This window comes from Caulobacter rhizosphaerae (assembly GCF_010977555.1).
Lineage (GTDB): Bacteria > Pseudomonadota > Alphaproteobacteria > Caulobacterales > Caulobacteraceae > Caulobacter > Caulobacter rhizosphaerae.
The window spans coordinates 5,290,179-5,316,478 of record NZ_CP048815.1 but is presented as its reverse complement, the minus strand read 5'-3'; the positions used below and the strand labels follow the sequence as shown (position 1 = coordinate 5,316,478).

Genomic DNA, 26,300 nt, shown 5'->3' with positions numbered 1-26,300 from the left:
CTAACCACGTCCGCAGCCCGGGGGCCGACGACAAGCCTGATGACCTCGTCCGACTTGATCCTGGCCGCGACGGCCGGCGCGGTCTGCCTGGCCCTTTGCGCCACGCTGTGGGCCATGTCGCAGCGCCGGCGGTTCGAGGACCACCTCGTCCGCCTGAAGGCCCGCGCCGCGACGCTGGAGACGCGGCTGATGGACAGCCAGGGCGCCGCCGAGGCCTTCGAGACCGCGGTGGTCGTCCTGCACGACGACGGCGTCGACCTGGTCTCCGGCGAGGACGCTCTGACCGCCTGCGCCGGGATTCTCGACGTTCCCGCCGACGCCCAGGCCGTGGTCGTCGCCCTGACCGAGGCCGATCCGTCCCACGCCCACAAGCTGAAGGCCCTGTTCGAACAGGGCGAGGCCTGCGCCTTCGAGACGCGCGGCGCGCGCGGCGGGGTGCTGGTCGAGGGCCGGGCGGCGGGGACCCGGGCCTGGCTGCGCCTGGCCGCGGCGGCCGCCGACGAGACCGGCCTGCCGGACGCCCACCGCTTCGCCGCCTTCATGGACGGACTGGTCGAGCCGGCCTGGATCTCCGGCGCCGACGGCGCGCCGGTGTGGGGCAACGCGGCCTACCTGCGCGTCGTGGGGGTCGAGACGGCCGCCGACGCGGCGCGCGACAACAAGTCGATCGACCGGGCCGCCGACGCCCTGGCGGTCGAGGCGGCCAAAGCCGGCGAGCTGCGCGAACTGGTGCGCTGGGTGCCGCTGGACGGCCGCCGCCGCGCCCTGCGCTTCTCGGCCCAGCCGCTGGAAGGCGGCGGCGTCGGGGTGTTCAGCAGCGACGTCACCGAAGTCGAGGACATGCGCGACGCACTGAAGAAGCACGTCGCCGCCCACGACGAGACCCTGAACCACATCGCCGACGGCGTGGCGATCTTCAGCGCTGGTCGGCGGCTAGCCTTCCACAACACCGCCTTCGCCGAGCTGTGGGGCCTGGAACCGGCCTGGCTGGCCGAGCGCCCGACCCATGGCGAGGTGCTGGACCGCCTGCGCCAGCGCCGCCGGCTGCCCGAGACGGTCGACTACGCCAAGTGGAAGGCCGCGGAGCTGGCGCGCTACGAGGACCTGGGCCCTCAGGCCGACGAGATGTGGGACCTGCCCGACGGCCGCACCCTGCGCGTCGTGCGTCAGCCCCACCCTCTGGGCGGCATGCTGCTGCTCTACTCCGACATCACTGGCGAGCTGCGGCTGAAAGCCCAGTACAACGCCCTGATCCAGGTGCAGCAGGCCACGCTGGACAAGCTGAACGACGCGGTGGCGGTGTTCGGCTCGGACGGCCGCCTGCGGCTGCACAACGAGGCTTTCGAGACCTTCTGGAACGTCTCGGCCCAGGCCCTGGAGGCGGCGGTCGACTTCGAGGGCGTGGTCGAGCTGTGCGTGCCGCGCCTCCACGACCTGAGCTTCTGGCGCGAGCTGAAGGGCCGGGTCGCCGATCCCGACCCGCAGATGCGCGCCCCGACCTCGGGCGAGACCCGCACCTCGGACAACCGCATCGTGGTCTACCAAAGCCGGCCGCTGCCGGACGGTGCGACCCTGATCGCCTTCGCCGACGTCACCGACACCCGCGCCCTGCAGAACGCCCTGGACGACCGCTCGGCGGCCCTGGCCGAAGCCGAGCGGCTCAAGCGCGACTTCGTCGGCAACGTTTCCTACGAGCTGCGCACCCCGCTGACGACGATCATCGGCTATTCGGAGCTTCTGGAGCGGGCCGACGGCCTGTCCGAACGCAGTCGCGGCCACGTGGCCTCGGTCCGGGCCGCCGCCACCCAGCTGGCCCGCTCGATCGACGACGTGCTGGACATGGCCCAGATCGACGCCGGCGAGATGGCGCTGGAGATCGAGGACATCCGCGTGGCCGGCCTGCTGACCGACGCCCAGGAGCGCTCGCTGAAGGCCGCCCAGCTGGGCGGGGTGACGCTGTCGGTGGAATGCGACAAGGACGTCGGCCTGATCCGCGGCGACCACAAGCGCCTGTCGCAGATTCTGGACCACCTGATCGAGAACGCCCTGCGCCAGACCCCCCCGGACGGGGTGGTCACCCTGTCGGCGCGGCGGGCCCTGGGCGAGGTGCGGCTGGACGTCTCGGACACCGGCCGCGGCGTGCCGTTCCACGTCCAGGCCCACATCTTCGACCGCTTCGTGGGGCGGGATCGCGGCGGTCCCGGCCTGGGCCTGGCCCTGGTCAAGGCGCTGGTCGAGCTGCACGGCGGCTGGGTAGCGCTGGAAAGCGAACCGGGCGCGGGCTCGACGTTCACGTGCCACTTGCCGGAGACGCAACAGCCCGGGGCGGCGCAGCCGGAGTTCGGGTTCTAGGCCAGAGATCCTCCCCCTGTGGGGGAGGTGGCCGAAGGCCGGTGGGGGGATGTGCAGCCTCGACACCGACCGGATCGACGACCCGAAAACTCCCCCCACCGATCGCTGCGCGATCGCCTCCCCCACAGGGGGAGGAATTTAGTGCTGGCTTTCCGGCAGGCGCACCACCAGCCCGTCCAGCGCGTCGCTCACCTTGATCTGGCACGACAGGCGCGAGTTCGGCTCGACGTTCTCGGCGAAGTCCAGCATCGATTCCTCCATGGCCGACTTGTCGCCGGTCTTGGACAGCCAGGCCTCGTCGACATAGACGTGGCAGGTGGCGCAGGCGCAGGCGCCGCCGCAGTCGGCGTCGATGCCGGGCACGTTGTTCTTCACCGCGCCTTCCATGACCGTCAGGCCTGGCTTCACGTCGATGAGGTGGTCCGTGCCGTCGTGCTCGATATAGGTGATCTTGGCCATGGGTCCCCTGGACTGGTTTTGAACGGTCGTTTTACGCCGCTACGTCCTTCATGGAAATCGCCGGATCCATCAACCGGGCGATATCGACGGGCGTGCGTCGGGCGATCAGCTGCTTGCCGGCCATGAATTCGGGCGGCGCGTTGACCGCCTCGACGGCCTGCACCAGGTCGCCCTTCAGGTGGAAGACGGCGAACCGGGCGGCCGCCACGTCGCCGCGCACCACCTGGCGGTCGGCGTCGAACGGCAGGCCGGCGATCTGGAGTTTGAGGTCGTACTGGTCGGACCAGAACCACGGAATCTCGTGCGGCGGCATAGGCCGGCCGGCGATGGCGGCGGCGGCCTGCTTGGCCTGTTCCAGGGCGTTGGGTACGCTCTCCAGGCGGAACTGGCGCTCATAGGTCGGCAGCGGCCGGTGGGTCAGGTCGCCGATGGCGAACACGAACGGGTCGGCCGTCCGAGCCTCGAGGTCGACCACCACGCCGTTGGTGCAGTCCAGCCCGGCGTCACGGGCCAGTTCCTCGTTAGGGATCGCCCCCACCCCCACCAGGGCGACGTCGCAGGCGATCACCGAGCCGTCGGTCAGCCGCACCCCGGTGACATGGCCATCCTGGCCGTCGAAGCCTGCGACCTTGGCGTCGAGCACGAAGGTCACGCCGCGGGCGCCGTGATAGTCCTGGAAGAAGGTCGACAGGGTCTCGCAGGCCACCCGGGCCAGGACGCGCGGCTCGCGCTCGAGGATTGTGGCGTGGCCGCCCAGGGCCATGGCCGAGGCCGCCGCCTCCAGGCCCACATAGCCGCCGCCGACCACGGCCAGCCGCCTGCCGGGGCCCAGGGCGCCCTTCAAGGCCTCGGCGTCGGCCGCCGTGCGCAGGGCCAGGACGCCGGCCAGGTCCGCGCCCGGAAGGGGCAGGGCGCGAGCCCGAGCGCCGGTGGCGAGGATCAGGTAGTCGTAGGAGATGACCTCGCCCGACGCCAGGGTCACGGTCTTGGCGCCGCGATTGATCGACACCGCCACCCCGCCCAGCCGCAGGGAGACCCCAGCCTCCTCGTACCAGGCGCTGGGCTTGAGCTGCAGGCTGTCGGCGTCGGCCTCGCCCTTCAGCCAGGCCTTGCTGAGCGGCGGGCGCTGGTAGGGCAGCAGGGGCTCGTCGCCGATCAGGACGATCGGACCGACATGGCCGTACTGGCGCAGGAAGGCCGCGGCCGAGCCGCCGGCATGGCCCGCGCCGACGATGACGACGCGGCTGTTCAGATCGCCCGTGCCCGCTTCGCTCAATGCACGCATCTCCCTCGTTCAAACAAAAGTGACGATGCCGTCACTTTTTGCAAGCCGCTTCCAGCGCCGTTCAGGATCTCGCGGCCTTGATCTTGAGCAGCAGGTCCAGCCGCGGGCGAAGCTTTTCGCTCAGCGACGGGTCGCGGGCCAGGGCCTTTTGGTACCAATCGATGGCCTCGTCCATGGCGGCGACGTTGATCTGGCCCTTGACCGCGTTGGCTCGGACGAAGGCCTCATCGGCGAGGAACTGGTCGGCGTCCAAGCGTCCCTTGGCGTAGGCCACACGCCACAGGGCGGCGGCCCTGGCGTTGTCCTTGGGCACGCCATCGCCGTTCCAATAAATCTGGCCAAGCGTCATATGGGCGTTCTTTTGGCCCTGGGCGACGGCCTTCTCATACCAGGTCCGCGCCTCGCCGACGTCGCGCGGCACGATCTTGCCCCGCAGGTAATAGTCGCCCACGTCGGTCTGGGCGTCGGCGTCGCCCGCCTGGGCCGCTTCGCGACACAAGGCAAGGCCACGCTCGGGGTCGGCAGGACCGCCCTGGCCGAGGATCAGCAGGTTGCCCAGCGCGCATTTCGACTTGCTGAAGCCTCGATCGGCGACCGCCTTGTAGAGGCCTCGCGCCGCCGTCGGATCGCGCGGACGGCCGTCATAGCCCCTCTCGACGCACTCGGCATGGAGGTGAGCGGCCAGGGCCCGCGCCTTGGACGCCTGTTCCCAGAGCGCGCAGGACCTGGCTTTGTCGATCGAAAAGCCGCCTCCGCCGACGAACGATGCGCTGGCGACCAGAGTCTGGGCGTCGGGATCGCCGGCGGCGGCCAGGGCCTCGAGCGCCGGCTTGCCCGCCGGGTCGCCCGCCACCAGACGCGCCTTGGCCTCGGCGTAGGCCGGGCTCGCGGTCGGTTCGTCCACGCCGGCGGCGCTGGAAACGAGCAGGCCGGCGGCGAGGACGAGCGCGGGGATCATACGACCCGTTCGACCAGCATCTTCTTGATCTCGGCGATCGCCTTGGCCGGGTTCAGGCCCTTGGGGCAGACCTGGGCGCAGTTCATGATCGTGTGGCAGCGATAGAGCTTGAACGGGTCCTCGAGGTTGTCGAGGCGGTCGCCCGTGGCTTCGTCGCGGCTGTCGATCAGCCAGCGGTAGGCGTGCAACAGGGTGGCCGGGCCCAGGTACTTGTCGCCGTTCCACCAGTAGCTGGGGCAAGAGGTCGAGCAGCAGGCGCACAGGATGCACTCGTAGAGGCCGTCCAGCTTGGAGCGGTCTTCCGGCGACTGCTTCCACTCGGTCTGCGGCTCGGGCGTGACGGTGTGCAGCCAGGGCTCGATCGAGGCGTACTGGGCGTAGAACAGCGTCAGATCCGGGATCAGGTCCTTGACCACCGGTTGGCTGGGCAGCGGGCTGATCTGCACGGCCTTGCCGGGCGTGTCGGCGTGGCCGTGGGTGCAGGCCAGGGTGTTGCGGCCGCCGATGTTCATCGCGCAAGAGCCGCAGACGCCCTCGCGGCACGAGCGGCGGAAGGCCAGCGTCGGGTCGATGGTGTTCTTGATGTAGAGCAGGGCGTCCAGGACCATCGGGCCGCAGGCGTCGACGTCCACCTCGTAGGTGTCCCAACGCGGGTTGCGGCCGTCTTCCGGGTCGTAGCGGTAGACCTTGAACGCGCGGGTGTTCTTGGCGCCGGCCGGTGCGGGCCAGGTCTTGCCGTTCTGGACGGTGGAGTTCTTGGGGAGGGTGAGCTGAACCATCGATCGTACCCTCAGTACACGCGCTGCTTGGGCGGGATGTAGTCGATGTCTTTCGACATGGTGTAGCTATGCACCGGCCGGAAATCGATCTTCACCTGGCCGGTGCCCTGGTCGAGCCAGGCCAGGGTGTGCTTCATCCAGTTGGCGTCGTCGCGCGTGGAGAAGTCCTCGCGGGCGTGGGCGCCGCGGCTTTCGGTGCGGTTGACCGCCCCGGCCACGGTGACCACGGCCTGGCCGATCAGGTTGTCGAACTCCAGGGTCTCCATCAGGTCGGTGTTCCACACCAGCCCGCGGTCGCTGACCTTGATGTCCTTGGCCTTGTCCCAGACAACGCCCAGGCGCTTGAGGCCGCCGTCCAGGGTCTCGCCGGTGCGGAACACCGCGGCGTCCTCCTGCATGGCCTTCTGCATCTCCAGACGCAGGGCCGCCGTCGGCTGGCCGCCGTTGGCGTTGCGGAAGCGGTCGAAGCGCGCGACGTGCGCGTCGGTCATGCTGTCCTTCAACTCCGGCTGGGTGGCCATCGGCTTGAGGATCTCGGCGCAACGCAGGGCGGCCGCACGGCCGAACACCACCAGGTCGATCAGGCTGTTGGAGCCCAGGCGGTTGGCGCCGTGCACCGACACGCAGGCGGCCTCGCCCACGGCCATCAGGCCGGGGATCACCTGGTCGGGATTGTCGCCCGACTTGGTGACGACCTCGCCGTGATAGTTCGTCGGGATGCCGCCCATGTTGTAGTGCACGGTCGGCAGGACCGGGATCGGGGCCTTGGTCACGTCGACGCCGGCGAACACCTTGGCGGTCTCGGAGATGCCGGGCAGGCGCTCGTGCAGGATCTTCGGGTCCAGGTGGTCCAGGTGCAGGAAGATGTGGTCCTTGTTGGGGCCCACGCCGCGGCCTTCGCGGATCTCGATGGTCATGGCCCGGCTGACCATGTCGCGCGGGGCCAGGTCCTTCACCGACGGGGCGTAGCGCTCCATGAAGCGCTCGCCTTCCGAGTTGGTCAGGTAGCCGCCCTCGCCGCGGGCGCCTTCGGTGATCAGGCAGCCCGCGCCGTAGATCCCCGTCGGGTGGAACTGGACGAATTCCATGTCCTGCAGCGGCAGGCCGGCGCGCAGGGCCATGGCGTTGCCGTCGCCGGTGCAGGTGTGGGCCGAGGTGGCCGAGAAATAGGCGCGGCCGTAACCGCCGGTGGCCAGGATCACCATCTGGGCCTGGAACCGGTGCAGGGTGCCGTCGTCCAGCTTCCAGGCGGTGACGCCCCGGCAGACGCCGTCTTCCATGATCAGGTCAAGCGCGAAGTACTCGATGAAGAACTCGGTGTCGTGGGCCAGGGACTGGCCGTACATCGTGTGCAGCATGGCGTGACCGGTGCGGTCGGCCGCCGCGCAGGTGCGCTGGATCGGGCCTTCGCCGAAGTTCTTGGTCATGCCCCCGAAGGCGCGCTGGTAGATCTTGCCGTCCACGGTGCGCGAGAACGGCACGCCCCAGTGCTCCAGCTCGTAGACCGCCGCCGGGGCGTTGCGGGTCAGGTACTCGATGGCGTCCTGGTCGCCCAGCCAGTCCGAGCCCTTGACGGTGTCGAACATGTGCCAGCGCCAGTCGTCCTGGCCCATGTTGCCGAGCGAGGCCGAGATCCCGCCCTGGGCGGCGACCGTATGGCTGCGGGTCGGGAACACCTTGGTGACGCAGGCGGTCTTCAGCCCGGCCTGGGCGCAGCCGAGCGCGGCGCGCAGGCCCGAGCCGCCGGCGCCGACGACGACGACGTCGAACTTGTGGTCGATGAATTTGTAGGCCGACATCAGAGGGCTCCGGTGAAGGCGACCTTGAGGATCGCCACGACCCCAAGAGCGCCGCCGAGGACGCAGACGAAAAGATTGGCGAGGACCAGCACGGTCTTGGTCGTGAAGTCCGGGATGTAGTCTTCGATCACCACCTGCACCTGACCCTTCAAGTGGATCAGGGCGACGACGATCAGCAGGCAGAGCAGGACGGTGTTGTGCGGGATGGCCACCCACTCGGCGGCGCCGTCGAAGCCCAGGGCCGCCAGCCGCAGGACCGCGAACAGGCCCCACAGGGCCAGCGGGACCAGGGCGATGCCCGACACGCGCTCGGTGACGAAGTGGCCGACGCCGTGGTGCGAGGCGCCCAGGCCGCGGGCCCGGGACATCGGCGTGCGGAAGCGGGCGGAAGGAGAAGGACCGGCCATGATCAGAGCGCTCCGGTTTGGGCGGCGATGACCCAGACGACGATCGCGCCGACCACCGCGAAGGCGATGGCCCCGGCGCCGGTCATGTCGGCGGTCTTCGGCGTGAAGCCCTTGCCGGCGTCCCAGAAGGTCTGACGCACGGTGTAGGCGATGTTGTAGAGCACGGCGACGGTCAGGCCGAACAGCACCAGCTTGCCGAGCGGCGAGCCCAGCGCCCCGGTGTAGCAGGCATAGGCGTCGGGGCCCGAGGCCAGGGCGACGGCCCAACCGGCCAGCAGGAGGACACCGACGTACAGCGCGAACACGCAGGCCCGGTGCAGGATCGAGCAGGCCATGGTGATGTGCCAGCGCCAGACTTGCAGGTGCGGCGACAGGGGGCGCTCGGGAAGGCCCCCGCGGGTGTCGGTCATGGTTGCGTCCAACCTTTGGCTTTGTGCGTTGCGGGATGCTTTTAAGCGCGACGCCGGGGGTGTCAACGCGGCCGCCCTTGTTGAGAAACGTTCTCAGGGCGTTGACCCGGCGGCCGTTTAACGGGCCTTGAACAGGTTCAGCGCCGCATGCTGCAGCAGCATGATGGTCTTGGCGTCGCGGATGCGTCCGTCGACGACCATGGCCAGCGCCTCGTCGATGGCCAGCTCCAGCACCTCAATGTCCTCGCCCTCGTCCGAATGGCCGCCGCCGTCGCCGATCCGCATCGCCGCGTCGTACTCGGCCACGAAGAAGTGCAGGATCTCGGTGACCGAGCCCGGGCTCATGAAGGCCTCGAAGACCTTGCTCACCGCGCCCAGGCGATAGCCCAGCTCCTCCTCGACCTCGGCGCGGATGCGGACCTCCGGCTCGGCGTCGTCCAGCAGGCCGGCGGCGGCCTCGATCAGCAGGTCGTCATGGCCGTTGACGAAGGCGGGGTAGCGGAACTGCCGGACCAGCAGGACCGTGCGCCGGGCCAGGTCGTAGGGCAGCAACACCGCCCCGTTGCCGCGGTCGTAGACCTCGCGGGACTGGGTCTGCCAGGTCCCGTCGCGACGCTTCCAGTCGAAGGTGGTCGTCTTCAGGACATACCAGTTGTCCGAGAGCAGCCGGGTCTCGTGGACGCGGACGCGATCCTTGACGCTCATCTGGGTCTCCTAATCCCGCACCCGCGCCACATAGTCAGCCGAGCGCATTTCCTGCAGGCGCGACACCGTCCGCTCGAACTCGAACGACCCGTCGCCAGCCGGGTACAGGGCGTCGGGCTCGCCGTGAGCCAGGGCCACCAGCTTGGCGTCGGCCTCGTAGAGGGCGTCGACCAGGGTGTTGAACCGCTTGGCCGCATCGCGCCGCTCAGGGGTCAGCAGCGGCACGTCCTCGAGGAACAGGGTGTGGAAGCGCTCGGCGATCGCCAGGTAGTCCTGCGGGCCCAACGCTTGCTGGCAAAGACTGGCGAACGAGGCGCGCAGCAGGCCTCCGGCGGCGCGGGGGAAGTGCATCTTGCGGCCCAGCACCTCCAGCTTGGCGCCGGTCTCTTCAGCCCCGTCCAGCATGTCGGTCCACAGGGCGTCGAAGGCGGCGGCGTTGGCCTTGTCGTCCGGCGCCAGCCAGGTGCGGGCGGCGCGCAGGCGGTCCAGCCGGAAGTCCACCGGTCCGCGCACGGCGACCACCTCCAGCTTTTCCTTCAGCATCTCGATGAACGGGACGAAGAGCTGGCGGTTGAGGCCGTCCTTGTAGAGGTCGTCCGGCGGGCGGTTGGAGGTGGCCACCAGGGTCACGCCCTGGGCGAACAACGCCTCGAACAGCCGGCCCAGGATCATCGCGTCCGCGATATCGGTGACCTGCAGTTCGTCGAAGCACAGCAGGCGGGCCTCGGCGGCGATCAGGTCGGCGGTCGGGACGATCGGATCGTCGCCCCGATGCTGGCCGAACCGCGCCTTGCGCTCGCCCGCATCGCCCTTGCGCCAGGCGTTGATGTGCTCGTGGACCTCCGCCATGAACACATGGAAATGCACGCGGCGTTTGCGGCCCACTGGCGCGCTGTCGAAGAACAGGTCCATCAGCATGGACTTGCCGCGCCCGACCGGCCCCCACAGATAGACGCCCTTCTGGCCCTTCGGCTTGCGGCCGAACAGCGAGAAGCCCGGCTCGCCAGCGTTGTCGAGGTCGGCCTCCAGCCGCGACAGGGCGTCGACCGCGGCGGCCTGGGCGACGTCGGGCTTGATCTCGCCCTGGGCCAGGCGCTCTCGGTAGGCGGTGCGGACGGATGTGGGCATCGCCACGCGGGTTAGCGCGGCGAGGGCGGCGGGGGAAGACCCCAAAGGTCCGCGAGCGTACGGAAACGGACCATGAAACGTGGCTGGAGCCGAAGTCGTTAGTTGCTGCGACACGTCAGAGGAGACCGACATGGCCCAGCCCGAAGACCGCACGATTCCCTCGGACCTCGCCCCGGAGGGCGAGACGGCCGCGCTCTACGACGCCGACGACAACCTGGACATCGACGCCGGCGCCGAGCCGCGCGACGGCGGCCTCGACCATCAGCACGGAACCAAGACCCGGCAGGCTCGCAAGAACGAGATCAGCAACCGACCGGTGTGAACCGCCGGGGACATGCCCTTGCGGCGTGTCCCCTCCGGCGCACCGCCTCTGGCTGGGGACACGCCGCGAGGGCGTGTCCCCGTCCACGACGCGCCTAAACCCCCAGATCCTTCCGCACGAAGCGATACGTCTCGCGCCGCTCGCAGGCGCAGGCCTTCATCTGGCCGTCCTTGGTCCACCAGACCAGCAGCGGATAGGCGAAGTTGACGCCGTTGGCCTTGAGCAGCGGCCGCAGGTCCTCGACGGTCTTGCGGCCGGCCTCGATCACGGCGGTGCGGGCGACGTCGCCGTCGGCGGGGGCGATGCCCGTCGCCTTCCAGGCCTCGACCGGGGTGGCGTCCCACTTTTCCGACAGCGCCCAGCTGCGGTTGACCCACAGCTCGGCCACCGTCGCCCGCTCGGCCGGCGTCGACTTCGGCACGCCATTGCGGTCGGCGCGGGCGATCTCGATCAGCCGGGTGTCGACCCCGGCCTTGTGCAGACCCGGATACTCCTCCTGCTTGAACCGCACGCAGTCGGGGCACGTGCGGAAGCTGACCATGTAGAGCTTCTGCCCGTTCAGCCCAGGCGACACCCAGCCGGAGGTCTCCAGGATCTTGGTGATCTCGGCCTGGTTCCTGGTGATCGTCTTGGGCCGCCAGCGCAGTTCGAAGTTCCAGTAGGTCAAAGCCCCGGCCGTGACGGCGGCGATCACGACGATGGCGACGAGCCAGCGGCCGAAGGTCTTCATACGATGGTTTCCCCTCTTAAGATCACCCAACCTCGGACGCGGCGGCCCGTACGTCAAATGTCCCCGCCTCGCCTTGGAACGGCGCGGCGCCTTGTCTAGAGTCGGGCCCGGGTCGAACGCCCGCATCTGAAGGACGGCTCCGCCCGTGATCGAGATTTCCCTGCCCGACGAGGCGGCCACCCAGGCCCTGGGCGCGAAGCTGGCCATCGCCCTGCGGCCGGGCGACGCCGTCTGCCTGACCGGTCCGCTGGGGGCGGGCAAGTCGACCCTGGCCCGGGCCCTGATCCGCGCCCTGACCTCGCCGGACGAAGAAGTGCCCAGCCCGACCTTCACCCTGGTGCAGTTCTATGACGGCCCCGACTTCCCGGTCGCCCATTTCGACCTCTACCGCCTGACCGATCCGGACGAGGCCTACGAGATCGGGCTGGAGGAGGCGCTGGAGGACGGCGCGGTGCTGATCGAATGGCCCCAGCGCTTGCAAGGTCGCCTGCCGGCTGACCGACTCGCTATAGACATCACCCCCATGGGCGACGACGGCCAGGCGCGCCGCGCCGTGATCGGGGCCCACGGAACCTTCGAAGGACGACCGCTTGAGCTCTGATCGCGAAACCCTCAAGGCGGCCTTCCTGGCGGCCAACGGCTTCGGCGACGCTCGTCGCGAGCCGCTGGGCGGCGACGCCTCGACCCGCGCCTACGAGCGCCTGCACCGGGGCGATCAAAGCTTCATCTTCATGGACCAGCCGCCGGCCTTGGAGAGCGTGGTCTGCCCGCCCGGCGCCAGCGACGCCGAGCGCGTGGCCCTGGGCTACAACGCCGCCGCCCGCCTGGCCGCCGGCTCGGTCGCCGCCTTCGTGGCCACGGCGGCCTATCTGCGCGGGCGCGGCCTGTCGGCTCCGGCCATCCTGGCCCACGACGTCGAGGCCGGGCTGGCGGTGCTGGAGGACCTGGGCGACGGCCTCTACGCCACCCTGATCGCCGAGGGTCAGGACGAGGTCCCGCTGTACGAAACCGCCGTCGACGTCCAGGCGGCCCTGCACGCCGAGACTCCGCCCGAGGTGCTCACCGCGGACGGCGGCGTGGAATGGCCGCTGCTGACCTACGACGCCCTGGCCCTGAAGATCGCCACCGACACCTTCCTGGAATGGTGGCCGAAGTTCTCGGGCTTGCCGGCGTTCAGCCCCGAGGCCGTGGCCGAGTGGGACGCCCTCTGGGCCCCCGTCTGGGTGCGCGGCGAGGCCGGCGCCTCGGTGTTCACCCACCGCGACTTCCATGCCCAGAACCTGCTGTGGCTGCCCGACCGCCAGGGCGTGGCCCGCGTGGGCTTGCTGGACTTCCAGGACGCCCTGTGCGCCCATCCGGCCTGGGACCTGACCCACCTGCTGCAGGACGCCCGCCGCGACGTCTCGCCCGAGCTCGAGCAGGCCATGCTCGACCGCTACCTGGCCGCCCGGCCCCAGGTGGATGGCGAGGCGTTCATCGCCGACTATCGCGCCCTGGCCGCCTCCAACGCCGCCCGGATCCTAGGTCGGGTGTTCGCCCGTCAGGCCCTGCTGGGTCGGCCGCAGTACGAGGCCTACATGCCGCGCACCTGGCGCTACCTGGAGCGAAATCTCCAGGATCCGGCGATGGCGGGGCTGAAGGCCTGGTTCGACACTTATGTGCCCTCGGAGTTCCGCCGATGAGCGCGCCCCTCAACCAAGCGCCCAAGGTCGCCATGGTCCTGGCCGCGGGCCTGGGCACCCGCATGCGACCCCTGACCGATGACCGGCCCAAGGCCCTGGTCGAGGTCGGCGGCAAGGCGCTGATCGACCATATGCTGGACCGCCTGGCGGCCGCCGGGGTCGAGACCGCCGTGGTCAATGTCCACTATTTCGCCGACCGGCTGGAGCAACACCTGGCCCGGCGCGCCGCGACCCATCCCCTGCCGCGCATCGTCATCTCCGACGAGCGGCCCCAGGCCCTGGAGACCGGCGGCGGCGTCAAGCACGCCCTGCCGCTGCTGGGCGACGCCCCGATCTGGGTGGCCAATATCGACTCCGTCTGGATCGAGGACGCCTCGGCCATCGAGGCGGTGGCCCGGGCCTGGGACCCGGAGCGGATGGACGTCTGCCTGATGCTGGCCTCGACCGCCGGCTCCCTGGGCTTCCACGACAGCGGCGACGTCTTCCTGGCCGACGACGGGGGCGTGCGGTTCAAGGATCCGGGCGAGACCGCGCCGCTGGTCTATGTCGGCGTCCATATCTGCAAGCCGCAGGTGGTGGCCGACGGTCCCGACGGGCCGTTCTCGCTGACCCCGATCTGGAAGACCCTGGCCGCCGACCATCGCGTACATGGCGTCGCCCCGGCCGGGGTGTGGATGCACGTCGGCGATCCCCAGGCGCGGGACGCGGCCGAGGCCCGGCTGGGCGGCCACGGCCCGGCGGGGTCGACCTAGCCATGGCCGGCCCCTTCGACCATCCGGGGCCGCGCTGGTTCTCGATCCCCGCCCACCGGCCCTTCGTCGAGGACCTGGCGCGCGGGCTGCTGCAGGCCTTGGCCCCGCTGGGCCCCGAAGCCCTGCCCGCCGCCACCGTCCTCACCCCCACCCGACGGGGGGCCCGCGCCCTGGCCGACGCTTTCGTCCAGGTCGCGGAGGGGGCGGTCGGCGGCGGCAAGGCCCTGCTGCTGCCGCAGATCCGGCCGCTGGGCGACCTGGACGAGGGCGAGCCGCCGTTCGAGCCCGGCGACCTGAGCCTGGACCTGCCGCCCGCCGTCTCCTCGCGCCGCCGCCGGTTCGAGCTGGCGCGGCTGGTGGCCGAACACGCTCATCTGCTGTCGTTCCAGCCGCAGGCGAGCCAGGCGCTGGAAATGGCCAAGGCCCTGGCCGACTTCCTCGACAGCTGCCAGATCGAGGAGGTGGTCACCGACGACGGACGCCTGGACGGCCTGGCCGAGGGGGACCTGGCGCAGCACTGGCAGGTCTCGGCCCGGTTCCTGAAGGCGGTCCTGACCGCCTGGCCGCGGCGCCTGGACAAGATGGGGCTGATCGACGTCAGCGACCGGCGGGTGCGGCTGCTCAACGCGCTGTCGGACCAGTGGGAAGCCCATCCGCCGCAGGGCGTGCTGGTCGCTGCCGGCTCGACCGGCACCGCGCCGGCCACCGCCCGCCTGCTGCGCGTGATCGCCGACCTGCCGCAGGGTGCGGTCGTGCTGCCCGGCCTGGACGACGGCCTGGCCGACGACGCCTGGGACAAGGTCGACGATCTGGCGGGCGAACAGCATCCGCAGGGGGCGATGAAGCGCCTGCTGGTCGGGGCGGGCGTGACCCGCGACGACGTCCGCCCCTGGTGGCCCGAGGCCGACAGCCGGGGCCGCTGGCGCCGTCGCCTGATCAACGAGGCCCTGCGTCCGGCCGAGGCGACGGCCGACTGGCTGGCCCAGATCGACCGGCTGCGAGCCGAGGCGCCGGGCCTGGACCCGATCGAGGAGGGGCTGAAGGGCCTGTCCCTGGTCAGCGCCCGCACCGAGGAGGAGGCCGCCGTCGCCTGCGCCCTGCTGCTGCGCGAGGCCCTGGAGACCCCCGGCCTGACCGCCGCCCTGGTCACGCCCGACCAGGAGCTGGCCCGGCGGGTCAACGCCCGGCTGATGCGCTGGGGCGTGGTCCCCGACAGCTCGGCCGGCGCGCCCCTGGCCGCCAGCGCCGCGGCGATCCTGGCCCAGCACGTCGCCGGCCTGGCGCTGGATCCGCTGGATCCCGTCCGCCTGCTGGCCGTGGCCAAGCACCCGCTGCTGCGCGCCGACGCCCCGGCCGCCCGCGAGCTGGAGCTGAAAGGCCTGCGCGGTCCCGCCCCCCGCGACGCCGCCCAGCTTCTGGAACGGCTTAAGGACCATCCCGAGGCCAAGGCCCTGGTCGAACGCGTGCTGGCCGCCGCCCATCGCGTCGCCGCGCCCTACGTGGCGAACCCCAAGGCCGGCCAGCCGGCCGCCGCCGCCCGCGCCCTGGTCGAGGCCCTGGAGGCCCTGGCCGATCCCACCGACCTGTGGGCCGGCTCGGCCGGCGAGGGCCTGGCGAGCCTGCTGTCGTCGCTGATCACCGACGGCCTCGTCCTGCCGCCGGCCTCGGCCCAAGGCTTCGCCGACCTGCTGGACCGCCTGGTCAACGAGGAGACCCTGCGCACCGGCGGGGCCACCCATCCGCGCCTGCGGATCTTCGGGGCCATCGAGGCGCGGATGGTGCGGGCCGACCGGCTGATCCTGGCCGGGCTGGAGGAGGGGATCTGGCCGCGCGGCGCGCCGATCGACCCGTTCCTGTCGCGGCCCATGCGGACCCGGCTGGGCCTGCCGCCGCCCGAGCGCCGCATCGGCCTGACCGCCCACGACTTCGCCCAGGCCGCCTGCGCCCCGGACGTGGTCCTGGTCCACAGCGAGCGGCGCGGCGGGGCGCCGGCCGTCGAGAGCCGCTGGCTGTGGCGGCTGAAGACCCTGGCGCGCGGCGCCGGCCTGCGCCTGACCGAGCGTCCGGACGTGCTGGCCTGGGCTCGCGACCTCGACGCTCCCGGACCTTACGACCCGATCAAGCGTCCCGCCCCGACCCCGCCGGTCGCCGACCGCCCGCGCCGGATGGCCGTGACCCGGGTCGAGGCCCTGACCCGCGACCCCTACGCCGTCTGGGCCCGCGACATCCTCAGGCTTTACCCGCTGGACCGCCCCGACGAGCCGGTCGAGGCCCGGGCGCGCGGCACGGCGATCCACGCGGCGTTCGAGACGTTCTCGCTGGAACATCCCGGCCCCGTGCCGGCCGACGCCGCCGAGATCTTCGCCGGCCTCTATCTGGGCGAGCTGGAGAAGGCCGGCATGCCGGCCGCAGCCCTGGCCCGCGAACGCGCCCTGGCCCGCGAGGCGGCGCTGTGGGTCGCCGAGCTGGAGACCCGCCGCCGGGCCGGGGCCGAGCGGATCGTCGTCGAGGCCGCCGGCGAGCTGACCTTCGACATCGGCGGCCGGCCGTTCACCGTCACCGCCAAGGCCGACCGCATCGAGCCGACCCCGGACGGCCTGGCCCACATCCTCGACTACAAGACCGGCGCGGCGCCGTCGAAGAAGCAGGTCGAGACCGGCTTCTCGCCCCAGCTGACCCTGACCGCCGCCATCCTGCGCGAGGGCGGCTTTCCCGACATTGGTCCGCGCGAGCCCGGCGACCTGACCTATCTGCGGGTCACCGGCCGCAAGCCGGCCGGCGTCGAGGAGGTCCGCGCCACAGCCGGGGTCGACAGCCAGGAGGCGGCGATCAAGGCTTTGCAGGGTTTGCGAGACCTGATCGAGCGTTATGACAACCCGAAGCAGCCGTATCTGTCGCGCGTGGCTCCACAGTTCGTGCACGACCACGCGGGCGACTACGGCCACCTGGCGCGGGTGTTCGAATGGTCGACCAGCGGCGACGACGGGGAGGGCGGCGAATGAGCCGCGCGCGGCCATGGGCCTAGGCTTCGCCATCATTTTCTTCGCCGTCGTCTCGGCCGTCCTTTTCGGACTGACGGCCTTGCTCAGCCTGGCCGTCTGGCTACTGACCGGCCGCAAGCATCGTCGGCTGGCGCCTTGGCTGATCGCCATGCCGGTGCTCGCCGGGGCCGCCCCGGTGCTGCTCCTGGTCGGTGGTCTGGTCTGGAGCAACTTCGCCCCGCCCGCCGCGCGGTTCGAGCAGGTCTTCGACGTCAAGCCCAGCCCCCGCGTCCGCGACCTGCGGACGGCGGGCTCCGGCACCAGCGATGCGGAAGAGGTCTACCTGGCCTTCACCACTGACCAGACCGATGAGGCCTGGCTGGTCGGGCCGCCCTTCGCAAAGGTCCCCCCGCCTATCGAGGGCCAGGATCTGGTTCCCATGCCGGCCGAGACTCCGCCTGCTTGGTGGACGGCTGGACGGTGCGCGAACAGAACCGTCCATCGCGCCCGAAATCTCCGCCAATGGGACGATGTCGTCGTCACCCACTGTCACGACGACGGGCGGACCTATGTACAGGCGCGCTGGGTTGACTAGCTCGCCTCCAGACTCTCAGCGCATCGCCGCCGACCCGGCCATCTCGGCCTTCGTCACGGCCAACGCCGGGTCGGGCAAGACCAAGACCCTGATCGACCGGGTCGCGCGCCTGCTGCTGGCCGGCGCCGCGCCCGAAGCGATCCTGTGCGTCACCTACACCAAGGCCGCCGCCGCCGAGATGCAGCGGCGGCTGTTCGAGCGGCTGGGCGAGTGGTGCGTTACCCCTGACATCAAGCTGCGCGAGCAGCTGGGCGCCCTGGAGGGGCGCGACCCGGCCGGCTTCGACCCCCGTGCGCTCTCCAAGGCCCGGGGCCTGTTCGCCAAGGCGCTGGAAACCCCGGGCGGCCTGAAGATCCAGACCATCCACGCCTTCTGCGAGAAGCTGCTGCGCCGTTTCCCGCTGGAGGCCGGGGTGTCGCCGGGCTTCCAGGTGATGGACGACAGCGCCAGCGCCGCCATCGCCCAGGGCGCCCTGCGGCAGGTCGCGACTTATGTCACCGACCACGACGACGCCTTCGCCCAGGCCTATGCCCGGTTCTCGGTGGCCCTGGACTTCGCCAGCTTCGAGACGATGTTCGCCACCTTCGAGAGCCAGCGCGGGGCGATCGGGGCGTATCTGGACCAGGTCGGCGGCCTGCAGGGCGCGGTCGAGGACGTCTGGCGGGTCTGCGGCTTCCACTATGGGGCCAGCAGCATCGAGGCCGTCATGGCCGAGGCCATGGCCGAGCTGGACCGCGACCTCTGGCGCTCGGTCGCCGACGTGCTGCTGAACGGGACCAAGACGGACATCAAATGCGCCGGCCAGCTGCGGGCGGTGGCCACCGATCCTGGCGCCGACCTCGACCAGGCCCTGGCGGCGCTGTTCACCGAGAAGGGGGCGGGCACGTCCATGACCTGGCCGGCCAAGACCTCGGGCCTGAAGGCGCGCGAGGACCTGCGCGCGCGGCTGCTGGCCGAGCAGGAGCGCTTGGAAGAAGCTCGCGAATGGTTGCGCGCCGCCCGGGTGGCCGAGGACAGCGCCGACGCCCTGCGCCTGGCCGCCCTCTATGTCACCTCGCACCAGATCGAGAAGGACGCCCGCGGGGCCCTCGACTTCGCCGACCTGATCGACAAGACCCGGGTGCTGCTGACCGAAAAGGTCGACGCCGCCTGGGTGCTGTACAAACTGGACGGCGGCATCGACCACATCCTGCTGGACGAGGCCCAGGATACGGCGCCCGAGCAGTGGGCGATCCTGCGGGCCCTGACCTCGGACTTCTTCGCCGGCGAGGGGGCGGTCCGCTGGCGGGCCCAGCACCCGGGCGAGGACGCCCGCACCCTGTTCGTGGTCGGCGACGAGAAGCAGTCGATCTATTCGTTCCAGGGCGCCGATCCCCAGCGCCTGCTGGCCGAGACCCAAGGCTACATCGCCCAGATCACCGCCGCCGACCGGGTCGGCAAGGCCGTGCCGCTGACCATGTCGTACCGCTCGACGGTGGAGGTTCTGAGCTTCGTCGACGCCCTGTTCTCGGCGCCGGAGACCCGCTCGGGCGTGCCGGCCCCGGCCGGCGAAGACGTGGTCCGCCACCAGCCGTTCCGGGTCGACCACAAGGGCTGCGTGGACCTGTGGCCGCTGGAGCGCGAGCTGCCGGGCGCGGAACGCGAGGCCTGGGACGCGCCGCTGGACGCCGAGACCGAACAGGGCGCCAATCGCCGCCTGGCCGAGAAGATCGCCGGCGAGATCCAGGCCCTGATCGCCCGCGGCGACGCGGTGTTCGACAAGGAGACCCGCCAGTGGCGGCCGGCCCATCCCGGCGACGTCCTGGTGCTGGTGCGCCGCCGCAAGGCGCTGTTCGAGGAGATCCTGCGCGCTCTGAAACGCCGTGGCGTCCCCGTCGCCGGGGCCGACCGCCTGAGCCTGTCGGCCCATATCGTCTTCGACGACCTGCTGGCCTTGGGCCGGTTTTGCCTGTTCCCTGACGACGACCTGACCCTGGCGGCCCTGCTCAAGAGCCCGTTCTGCGGCCTGTCGGACGACGAGCTCTACGCTCTGGCCAAGGGGCGGCCAGGTACGCTGTGGCAGGCCGTCAACGATCGCGCCGCCGAGCAGCCCCGCTGGTCCGCCGCCCGCGACCTGCTGCGCTGGGCGCTGGCCGAGAGCCGCCGTCGGCAGCCTTTCGAGTTCTACGCCCTGCTGCTGGGCCGGGTGGACGACACCACGCGCTCGAACCGCGCCAAGGTGCTGACCCGCCTGGGCGAGGAGGCGGCCGAGGCCCTGGACGAGTTCCTGGCCCAGATCCTGGCCGCCGAGCAGCGCGGGGTCCGCGACCTGGAGGCCCTGATCGCCGACTTCGCCAGCCTGGACATCGTGGTCAAGCGCGAGATGGAGGGCGCGCGCCACGAGGTGCGGGTGATGACCGCCCACGGCTCCAAGGGGCTGGAGGCGCCGATCGTCTTCCTGCCCGAGACCACGATGAAGGGCGGGGCGCGCGGCTCGCCGCTGATGCGCACCGAGGCGGGCGGCTTCCTGTGGTGCGCCAGCAAGGCCAACGACTGCGAGGCCTCGGCGCGGGCGCGGGAGCTGCGCGAGAAGAAGGACGCCGAGGAGGCCCTGCGGCTCTACTACGTGGCCCTGACCCGGGCCCGCGACCGGCTGGTGCTGTGCGGCCGGATCGACGCGCGGACCAAGGACGAGAACGTCGGCGGCTGGTACGCCGCCGCCCAGGCCGCCTTCGCCCATCCCGACATCGCGCCGGGCGTGCGGGAGATCTCCGAGGATGTCGCCACTGGGGGCCGCAAGCGCTTCGGACCCGACCCGATGCGCGCCGAGGCCCTGGCCCCGCGCGCCGTCCCCGCCCTGGTCCCGACACCGGCCTGGACCCTGGCCCCGGCGGCGCCCGAAACCCCCGCCGCCCGCTACGCCGCCCCCTCGACCCTGGAGGACGAGGCCCGGGGCAGCGCGCCCTCGCCCCTGGCGGCGGTGGCGGGCCTGGGCCGCTACCGGCGCGGCGAGATCATCCACCGGCTGCTGCAACTCCTCCCGGACATCGAACCCGCGGGCCGCAGACTGGCCGCCGGCCGCCTGCTGGCCGCCGAGCGCGACCTGACCGACGACCAGCGCGACGAAATGGCCGCCGCCGCCTTCGGGGTTCTGGAGGACGCTCGGTTCGCGGCGGTGTTCGGTCCGGGCTCGCGGGCCGAGGTCTCGGTGGCCGGCGGGGCGCGCGGCCTGCCCGCCGAGCTGAAGATCGCCGGCCGGGTCGACCGGCTGGTGGTCACGCCAAACCGCATCCTGGTGGTCGATTACAAGACCAACCGCCCCTCGCCCGACCGCATCGAACAGGCCGATCCGGCCTATCTGTCGCAGATGGCGGTCTATGCCGCGGTGCTGGCCGAGGTGTTCCCCGATCGCCCGATCGAGGCCGCCATCGTCTGGACGGACGGTCCCAAACTCATGGCGGTTCCAGAAAAGGTGATGGCCGCCGCCCTGGCCCGGCTGTTCTAGATCATTGCCGAGGGGGGCGCGGGTCCCTAAATCTTGCTGCAAGACGGGGAGCGAATCCCCAGCCAACACAGTTTTCTAGCGCGCCCCGATCCTCCGGGCGCAGATGGAGCCAAGCGATGAGCACCGTGACGGTGACCGACGAGTCCTTCGAGAAGGACGTCCTGCAGGCCGACAAGCCGGTCCTGGTCGACTTCTGGGCCGAATGGTGCGGTCCGTGCAAGCAGATCGCCCCGGCCCTGGAGCAGATCTCCGAGGAACTGGCCGACCACGTCACCGTGGCCAAGGTCAATATCGAGGACAGCCCCACCACTCCGTCGCGCTACGGCGTGCGCGGCATCCCGACCATGATGCTGTTCCGCGGCGGCCAGATGGCCTCGATGAAGGTCGGGGCCATGCCCAAGGCCAAGATCCTGGAATGGCTGAACGAAGCCGGCGTGCACCAGCCCGCCTAGGCGTTCGTTGATTTGGCGCACAGCCGCCCGCCTCGCCGACGCGAGGCGGGCGGTTTGCGTTTACGAAGGCTCGGTCTCGCTTTCGCGGAATTCGTCCGCCGGCACGAAGGCCACGCCCTCTTCGTCCAGCACCCACGCCCCCATGAACGCGGGATGCGCCGGATCCAGCTCTTCGTCGATCAGGTCGCCTTCGTAGAGGCCAACATTGCTGTAGTCGAAATCCAGCGACAGTTGATGGGCCAGGCCCACCATCTCTTCAGCCATTCGGCGCGAATAGCCCAACGCTTCGCTCTCGTTGCCGAACTCGTCGGCAAGCGTGCTCACCTCCGCCGCGTCGCTGCCTTGGGTCGCGCTGGTCGTGACGATGGTGAAAGCGGGCATTGGCGTCTCTCTTGAGTGGGGGTCCATCACCTAGCCCCGTTCGTCCGGGGCGCGGGCTACATTCTGAAAAATCGTTCCGTCTCGACCGGGGCCGTTCGATCAGTCCCCGCTCCGGGCGTTTCTCTTCGTGGCGCGATAGGTCTTCTGAAGCCCCGCCAGGCGGCGGCGTTCGGCGTCGTTGGCCAGGCGCTCGGCCTTCGACTGGACCGCCGCCAGTTCGGCGCCCAGCTTCTGGAAGTGGGCCCAGCGGGCGGGATCCAGCGCGCCGCTGTCCAGCGCGCCGCGCACCGCGCAGCCGGGCTCCTTGACGTGGCCGCAGTCGTTGAACTTGCACGTCCTGATCAGATGCTCGATGTCGTCGAACACCACGCCCAGCCCTTCTTCGGCGTCGATCAGGCCCACCTCGCGGATGCCGGGGGTGTCCAGGATCAGCCCGCCGCTCGGCAGCAGAACCAGTTGGCGATGGCTGGTCGTGTGGCGTCCTTGGTCGTCGGTCTCGCGGATCGCCTGGGTCGCCATCCGTTCCTCGCCCAGGAAGGCGTTGACCAGGGTGGATTTGCCGACGCCGGACGAGCCGATCAGCACGCAGGTCTCGCCGGGCGCCACCTGGGCCAGCAGGGCGGCCAGGCCCTGGCCTTGCCGCGCCGACACCGTCAGCACCGGGCAGCCCGCCGCCAGGGCGGCGATCGCGTCGACCTGGCCTTGCGGGTCGTCGGCCAAGTCGGACTTGGTCAGCACCACCACCGGCCGCGCGCCGCTCTGCCAGGCGGCGGCCAGGTAGCGTTCGATCCGGCGCGGATTGAGGTCGGCGTTCAGCGAGGTGACCACGAACGCCACGTCGATATTGGCGGCGATCACCTGCAGGGTCTGAACGCTGTCGGCCGCGCGGCGCACGAAGGCGGTGCGGCGCGGCAGGATGGCGTGGAGGGTGGCGCCCTGGGTCGGGTTCAGCGACAGGGCCACCCAGTCGCCGACGGCCGGATGCTCCGCCTCTTCCGCCGCGTGCATCAGGCGACCCGACGCCTTGGCGCGCAGCTCGCCCTCGTCGGTGGCCACTTGGTAGCCGTCGCGATGCTGGGCGACGATGCGGCCGGGGACGTGGCCGGCGCGCGCGTGGGGTTCGAAGGCCTCGGCCAGCGCGTCGGACCAGCCATATTGCTTGATCAAATGAGGACTTTCACAACACCGACGATCTGTCGCCGGCGCGCCTTACCTCTTCTACGACCGTCCGTCGGCGGCCGCCAGCACTCAGTGCGACCCTTGCTCGACGTCCCTTCGGCCTCAGCGCTGGGATGGGGAATCCCTAGAGCTCAAGGCAAGACGATCGCCCCGAGCCTTAGGTTGGCTCCAGCGGGCGAAGGCGACCTGGCGCTGGCCTACTTCTTTCCGGACGTGACGATGAACGGCGAGGCCGAGACCGGGACGGTCTTCTTGTCGGCCTTCGGCTTGCGGATTTCCTTGTTGGACTTTTTCTGGCCCTTGGCCATGGCGGCTCCTGCCCGGGCGCTCGCGCGCCGGGATGTCCAGCGGGCCGAGCCGCCCTTTCGGCGTGGCGTCATCCTAGAGCTTGGCCGGGCGAGGTCCTAAGGATTTCGGGACGCCGGCGCCGGGGACATGCACGCGTGCGTGTCCCCGGTTCGCTCAGGCCGCCTTCTTGGCGGCCTTTTCCTTCTTGGGCTTCTTGTCCTTCTTGCCGTGGCCGACCTTCTCGGCCTTGGGCGCCTTGAGCTTCTTGGCCTTGGCCTCGGGCTCGGCGTGGACGTCGGACACCGCCATGTCGGCCAGCAGTTCCAGGAAGCCTTCGCGCTTGCTGGGCTTGAGCAGGGCCAGGATGCGGGCGTCGGCCATGGCCACCTTGGGGCGGCTGTCCTCCAGCACGGCGGCGCCGGCGGGGGTCAGGCTGACGGTGTTGGCGCGGGCGTCCTGGTCGGAGCGCTGGCGCTCCAGGTGGCCCTTGGTGATCATCCGGGCGACCATGTCGGCCAGGGTGGAGCGGTCGATGCCGGTGGCGCGGACCAGGCCCGTCTGGGTGACGCCCTCGTTCTCGGCTACGGCGGCCAGGACGGCGTACTGGCGCTGGGTGATTCCGCCGTTGCCGCTCTCCTCGGCATAGATGTCGAGGGCCAGTTGCAGGACCCGGTGCAGGAGGTGGCTGGGCGAGCGGGCCAGGGCCCCGCCGTGTTCCGCCTTGTCGCCCTTCGTATCGCCCTTGGTCTTGGCCATGGTCCGTCGTCCCTCTTTTCCGCCGACGGACCTTTGAGTACCACGCTTAGACGTCGTTTTGACGACAGATGGTCCGTGGGCGGCGGGTTATCCGGCCTCCGGGCCCGCGCCGGGCTCCTGCGGCGCCTTGTCCTGATCGCCGTCGTGCATGTGCTTCATCATGAACGGCACCTGGGTCAGCGAGAACAGGATCATCAGGACCGCCAGGCCCGGGAACTTGAACCACACCCACACCGCGTCGGACTGGGTCCGCCAGACCGCCTCGTTGACCCCGGCCAGCACCAGGAAGCAGGCGCCGTAGCGGATGGTCAGCGTCCGCCAGGTGGCGTCGGACAGGTGCATCGCCTCGCCCAGCAGCACCTTCAGCGGGTTCTTGCGCAGCGCCACGCCGCCGAACAGGAAGCCGGCATAGGCGATGTTGAGCACGGTCGGCTTGATCTTCAGCAGGCGCGGGTCATGGAACACCAGGGCCAGGCCGCCGAACACCAGGGCGCCCAGGCCGGCGATCAGCGGCATCGGCGCCAGGCGGCGCTCGACCGCGAAGCCGAACGCCAGGGCGATCGCTGAGGCGGCCACCAGCACCCAGGTCGCGGCGGTGATGCTGCGGGTGATCAGGAAGCTGACCAGGAAGGCCAGCAGCGGCCCATAGTCGACCGCGTGGCGGATCCAGGCGGACGGCTTGGCGGTGGCGTGCGGGGCAGGGGGCGGCGTTTCGGGCGTGCTCATCGCCTAGTCCTCCAGGCCGACCAGAGAGCGGGAGAAGGCGCGCGCGTCGAACGGTTGCAGGTCGTCCACCCCCTCGCCGACGCCGATCAGCTTGATCGGGCTGTCGGAGGCGCGGGCCACCGGCACCAGCACCCCGCCGCGCGCGGTGCCGTCCAGCTTGGTCATCACGATGCCTGACACGCCGACCTGGTTGCCGAAGATCTTCTCCTGGGCCAGGGCGTTGCGGCCGACCGTGGCGTCCAGCACCAGCAGGGTTTCGTGCGGGGCGTCGGGATCGACCTTCTTGAGCACGCGGATGACCTTGAGCAGTTCGTCCATCAGGCCCTGCTTGTTCTGCAGCCGGCCGGCGGTGTCGATCAGCACGACGTCGTGGCCCTCGGCCTTGGCGCGCTCGACGGCCTCGTAGGCCAGGGCCGCGGCGTCGGCGCCGGGCGGGCGGGACATGAAGTCGGCCCCGGCCCGGTCGGCCCAGACCTTCAGCTGCTCGACAGCGGCGGCGCGGAAGGTGTCGCCGGCGGCGATCAGCACCTTGGCGTTCTTGCCCGCCAGGTCCGAGGCGATCTTGCCCAGGGTCGTGGTCTTGCCCGAGCCGTTGACCCCGATGAACAGCACCACATAGGGCTTGGGCCCCGACAGCGGGTCGAACACCCCCTCGCGGTCGGCCAGCTCGGCGGCGACCAGCTCGGCCAGGGCCTCCTTGACCTCGGTCTCGGTCGACGACTTGCCGAACCGGGCCTTGCCGAAGGCGTCGGTGATGCGGGCGGCGATCTGCGGGCCCAGGTCGGCCTCGATCAGCATCTCCTCCAGCTGGTCCAACTGCTCCTGGTCCAGCGGCTTCTTGGTGAAGGCGCCGGTGACCTGCTCGGTCATCTGCTGGGACGACCGGGCCAGGCCGGAGGTCAGGCGCTGGAACCAGCCTTTTTTCTGCTCGGGCTTTTCGCTCATGGCGTTCCTTTAGAGCGTGACAGGCGAAAGTGTGAGCGGTTTCAGCGTCCGTCACGCGCCAATAAATAGGGATAGAGCCTGGGACAGGCTCCATCGGCCGTGGCATGAAACGCCAATGGACGCGCTTTCGACCACGCTCTTCTGGCTGGATTACGCCGCTGTCGCCGTGTTCGGGGCGACCGGGGCGCTGGCGGCCGCCCGTCGCAAGCACGACATCATCACCTTCGGCTTCTTCGCGGCCATCACCGGCGTGGGCGGCGGCACGTTGCGCGACCTGCTGATCGGGGCGCCCGTGTTCTGGGTCCAGCGGCCGGGCTATGTGATGGTCTGCCTGGTCGCGGCGACAGCCGTGTGGCTGCTGGGCAAGCGCGGCTGGCGCTTCCGGGCCCTGCTGTGGCTGGACGCCCTGGGCATGGCCGCCTACGCCGTGGTGGGCACGGCCAAGGCGCTGAGCCTGGGCGTCCACCCGTTCACCGCGGTGGTCATGGGCGTGCTGACCACCGCGTTCGGCGGGGTGATCCGCGACGTGCTGGCCGAGGAGCCCAACCTGCTGCTGCGCCGCGAGATCTACATCACCGCCGCCCTGCTGGGCGCGGCGGTGTTCGCGGGCCTGACCCTGCTGCACGTCGGCTTCTGGCCCGCCGGGATCGCCGGCTTCGCGGCGGCCTTCGGCCTGCGGGCCTGCGCCCTGAAGTTCGGCTGGAGCCTGCCGGGGTTCGCGGGCGGGGAGGACGCCCGCCTCTGA

At 70.8% G+C, this 26,300-nt stretch carries 26 protein-coding genes; 10 read left to right on the top strand and 16 right to left on the bottom strand.

Features of this window, described 5'->3' with window-relative positions; all coding sequences use genetic code 11:
• Nucleotides 1–39 precede the first annotated feature (39 nt).
• Nucleotides 40–2,352: a cell cycle protein kinase DivL gene (gene divL / locus G3M57_RS24350; protein WP_056755973.1), complete on the top strand. Its 2,313-nt coding sequence runs from the start codon at nt 40–42 to the stop codon at nt 2,350–2,352.
• Between the two features lie 138 nt (nt 2,353–2,490).
• On the opposite strand, the gene G3M57_RS24345 is transcribed toward divL, so the two are convergent.
• The 9 genes from G3M57_RS24345 to zapE all read right to left on the bottom strand — a co-directional run bounded on the left by G3M57_RS24345 (nt 2,491) and on the right by zapE (nt 10,282).
• Nucleotides 2,491–2,811, bottom strand: coding sequence for a 2Fe-2S iron-sulfur cluster-binding protein (locus G3M57_RS24345; protein ID WP_056755975.1), 321 nt, complete (start codon nt 2,809–2,811; stop codon nt 2,491–2,493).
• A 31-nt stretch (nt 2,812–2,842) separates the two neighbouring features.
• Nucleotides 2,843–4,096: an NAD(P)/FAD-dependent oxidoreductase gene (locus tag G3M57_RS24340; RefSeq protein ID WP_163233365.1), complete on the bottom strand. Its 1,254-nt coding sequence runs from the start codon at nt 4,094–4,096 to the stop codon at nt 2,843–2,845.
• A gap of 61 nt (nt 4,097–4,157) precedes the next feature.
• Complete coding sequence (locus G3M57_RS24335; protein ID WP_163233364.1) at nt 4,158–5,054, bottom strand: tetratricopeptide repeat protein; 897 nt, start codon at nt 5,052–5,054, stop codon at nt 4,158–4,160.
• Entirely contained in the window at nt 5,051–5,833 is a 783-nt protein-coding gene (locus G3M57_RS24330; protein WP_056755985.1) for a succinate dehydrogenase iron-sulfur subunit, read from the bottom strand. The genes G3M57_RS24335 and G3M57_RS24330 overlap by 4 nt, the downstream gene beginning before the upstream one ends.
• 11 nt (nt 5,834–5,844) lie before the next feature.
• The gene (sdhA, locus tag G3M57_RS24325; protein WP_028039431.1) at nt 5,845–7,632 is read right to left on the bottom strand and encodes a succinate dehydrogenase flavoprotein subunit; all 1,788 of its coding nucleotides are present in this window, start codon (nt 7,630–7,632) and stop codon (nt 5,845–5,847) included.
• Nucleotides 7,632–8,039, bottom strand: coding sequence for a succinate dehydrogenase, hydrophobic membrane anchor protein (sdhD, locus tag G3M57_RS24320; RefSeq protein WP_056755990.1), 408 nt, complete (start codon nt 8,037–8,039; stop codon nt 7,632–7,634). Before sdhD ends, sdhA begins: the two co-directional genes overlap by 1 nt.
• A 2-nt stretch (nt 8,040–8,041) precedes the next feature.
• Nucleotides 8,042–8,449: a succinate dehydrogenase, cytochrome b556 subunit gene (sdhC, locus tag G3M57_RS24315; protein WP_056755993.1), complete on the bottom strand. Its 408-nt coding sequence runs from the start codon at nt 8,447–8,449 to the stop codon at nt 8,042–8,044.
• Nucleotides 8,450–8,566: 117 nt separating this feature from the next.
• Entirely contained in the window at nt 8,567–9,154 is a 588-nt protein-coding gene (locus G3M57_RS24310) for an NUDIX hydrolase (protein ID WP_163233363.1), read from the bottom strand.
• Nucleotides 9,155–9,163: 9 nt separating this feature from the next.
• On the bottom strand, nt 9,164–10,282 hold the full coding sequence (zapE, locus tag G3M57_RS24305) for a cell division protein ZapE (RefSeq protein WP_163233362.1): 1,119 nt from the start codon (nt 10,280–10,282) through the stop codon (nt 9,164–9,166).
• Nucleotides 10,283–10,412: 130 nt separating this feature from the next.
• On the opposite strand from zapE, the gene G3M57_RS24300 reads away from it, so the two are divergent.
• A complete protein-coding gene (locus G3M57_RS24300) occupies nt 10,413–10,604 on the top strand; it encodes a hypothetical protein (RefSeq protein ID WP_163233361.1) in 192 nt (63 codons plus the stop codon).
• 94 nt (nt 10,605–10,698) lie between these two features.
• Here the strand turns inward: G3M57_RS24300 and G3M57_RS24295 are convergent, their stop codons facing one another.
• Nucleotides 10,699–11,334 carry a hypothetical protein gene (locus G3M57_RS24295; RefSeq protein WP_163233360.1) on the bottom strand — a complete coding sequence of 212 codons (636 nt, stop codon included), beginning with the start codon at nt 11,332–11,334 and terminating at the stop codon, nt 10,699–10,701.
• Between the two features lie 145 nt (nt 11,335–11,479).
• Between G3M57_RS24295 and tsaE the strand changes: the two genes are divergently transcribed.
• The 7 genes from tsaE (at nt 11,480) to trxA (ending at nt 21,280) form a co-directional block, all read left to right on the top strand.
• Nucleotides 11,480–11,935 (top strand): tRNA (adenosine(37)-N6)-threonylcarbamoyltransferase complex ATPase subunit type 1 TsaE, encoded by a 456-nt coding sequence (gene tsaE, locus G3M57_RS24290; protein ID WP_163233359.1) that lies wholly within the window; start codon nt 11,480–11,482, stop codon nt 11,933–11,935.
• Nucleotides 11,925–13,016, top strand: coding sequence for an N-acetylmuramate/N-acetylglucosamine kinase AmgK (gene amgK, locus G3M57_RS24285; RefSeq protein ID WP_163233358.1), 1,092 nt, complete (start codon nt 11,925–11,927; stop codon nt 13,014–13,016). Before tsaE ends, amgK begins: the two co-directional genes overlap by 11 nt.
• Nucleotides 13,013–13,768 carry an N-acetylmuramate alpha-1-phosphate uridylyltransferase MurU gene (gene murU, locus G3M57_RS24280; RefSeq protein ID WP_163233357.1) on the top strand — a complete coding sequence of 252 codons (756 nt, stop codon included), beginning with the start codon at nt 13,013–13,015 and terminating at the stop codon, nt 13,766–13,768. Before amgK ends, murU begins: the two co-directional genes overlap by 4 nt.
• Nucleotides 13,769–13,770: 2 nt before the next feature.
• Nucleotides 13,771–16,770, top strand: coding sequence for a double-strand break repair protein AddB (gene addB / locus G3M57_RS24275; RefSeq protein ID WP_163233356.1), 3,000 nt, complete (start codon nt 13,771–13,773; stop codon nt 16,768–16,770).
• A 13-nt stretch (nt 16,771–16,783) separates the two neighbouring features.
• Entirely contained in the window at nt 16,784–17,344 is a 561-nt protein-coding gene (locus tag G3M57_RS24270) for a hypothetical protein (RefSeq protein ID WP_163233355.1), read from the top strand.
• Nucleotides 17,319–20,828 carry a double-strand break repair helicase AddA gene (addA, locus tag G3M57_RS24265; protein ID WP_163233354.1) on the top strand — a complete coding sequence of 1,170 codons (3,510 nt, stop codon included), beginning with the start codon at nt 17,319–17,321 and terminating at the stop codon, nt 20,826–20,828. The genes G3M57_RS24270 and addA overlap by 26 nt, the downstream gene beginning before the upstream one ends.
• Nucleotides 20,829–20,944: 116 nt before the next feature.
• Entirely contained in the window at nt 20,945–21,280 is a 336-nt protein-coding gene (trxA, locus tag G3M57_RS24260; RefSeq protein ID WP_018061274.1) for a thioredoxin, read from the top strand.
• 60 nt (nt 21,281–21,340) lie between these two features.
• Here the strand turns inward: trxA and G3M57_RS24255 are convergent, their stop codons facing one another.
• The 6 genes from G3M57_RS24255 to ftsY all read right to left on the bottom strand — a co-directional run bounded on the left by G3M57_RS24255 (nt 21,341) and on the right by ftsY (nt 25,555).
• The gene (locus G3M57_RS24255) at nt 21,341–21,661 is read right to left on the bottom strand and encodes a hypothetical protein (protein WP_056756023.1); all 321 of its coding nucleotides are present in this window, start codon (nt 21,659–21,661) and stop codon (nt 21,341–21,343) included.
• A 99-nt stretch (nt 21,662–21,760) separates the two neighbouring features.
• Nucleotides 21,761–22,828 (bottom strand): ribosome small subunit-dependent GTPase A, encoded by a 1,068-nt coding sequence (gene rsgA / locus G3M57_RS24250; RefSeq protein ID WP_163233353.1) that lies wholly within the window; start codon nt 22,826–22,828, stop codon nt 21,761–21,763.
• A 209-nt stretch (nt 22,829–23,037) separates the two neighbouring features.
• Entirely contained in the window at nt 23,038–23,148 is a 111-nt protein-coding gene (locus G3M57_RS24245; RefSeq protein ID WP_156402214.1) for a hypothetical protein, read from the bottom strand.
• A gap of 154 nt (nt 23,149–23,302) precedes the next feature.
• Complete coding sequence (locus G3M57_RS24240) at nt 23,303–23,884, bottom strand: MarR family winged helix-turn-helix transcriptional regulator (protein ID WP_056756027.1); 582 nt, start codon at nt 23,882–23,884, stop codon at nt 23,303–23,305.
• Between the two features lie 87 nt (nt 23,885–23,971).
• Nucleotides 23,972–24,610 (bottom strand): inner membrane-spanning protein YciB, encoded by a 639-nt coding sequence (locus G3M57_RS24235; protein ID WP_163233352.1) that lies wholly within the window; start codon nt 24,608–24,610, stop codon nt 23,972–23,974.
• A 3-nt stretch (nt 24,611–24,613) separates the two neighbouring features.
• Nucleotides 24,614–25,555, bottom strand: a complete 942-nt coding sequence (gene ftsY / locus G3M57_RS24230) for a signal recognition particle-docking protein FtsY (protein WP_163233351.1) — start codon at nt 25,553–25,555, stop codon at nt 24,614–24,616.
• A 115-nt stretch (nt 25,556–25,670) separates the two neighbouring features.
• Here ftsY and G3M57_RS24225 point away from each other — a divergent pair, with 115 nt between their 5' ends.
• Nucleotides 25,671–26,300: a trimeric intracellular cation channel family protein gene (locus G3M57_RS24225; RefSeq protein ID WP_056756036.1), complete on the top strand. Its 630-nt coding sequence runs from the start codon at nt 25,671–25,673 to the stop codon at nt 26,298–26,300.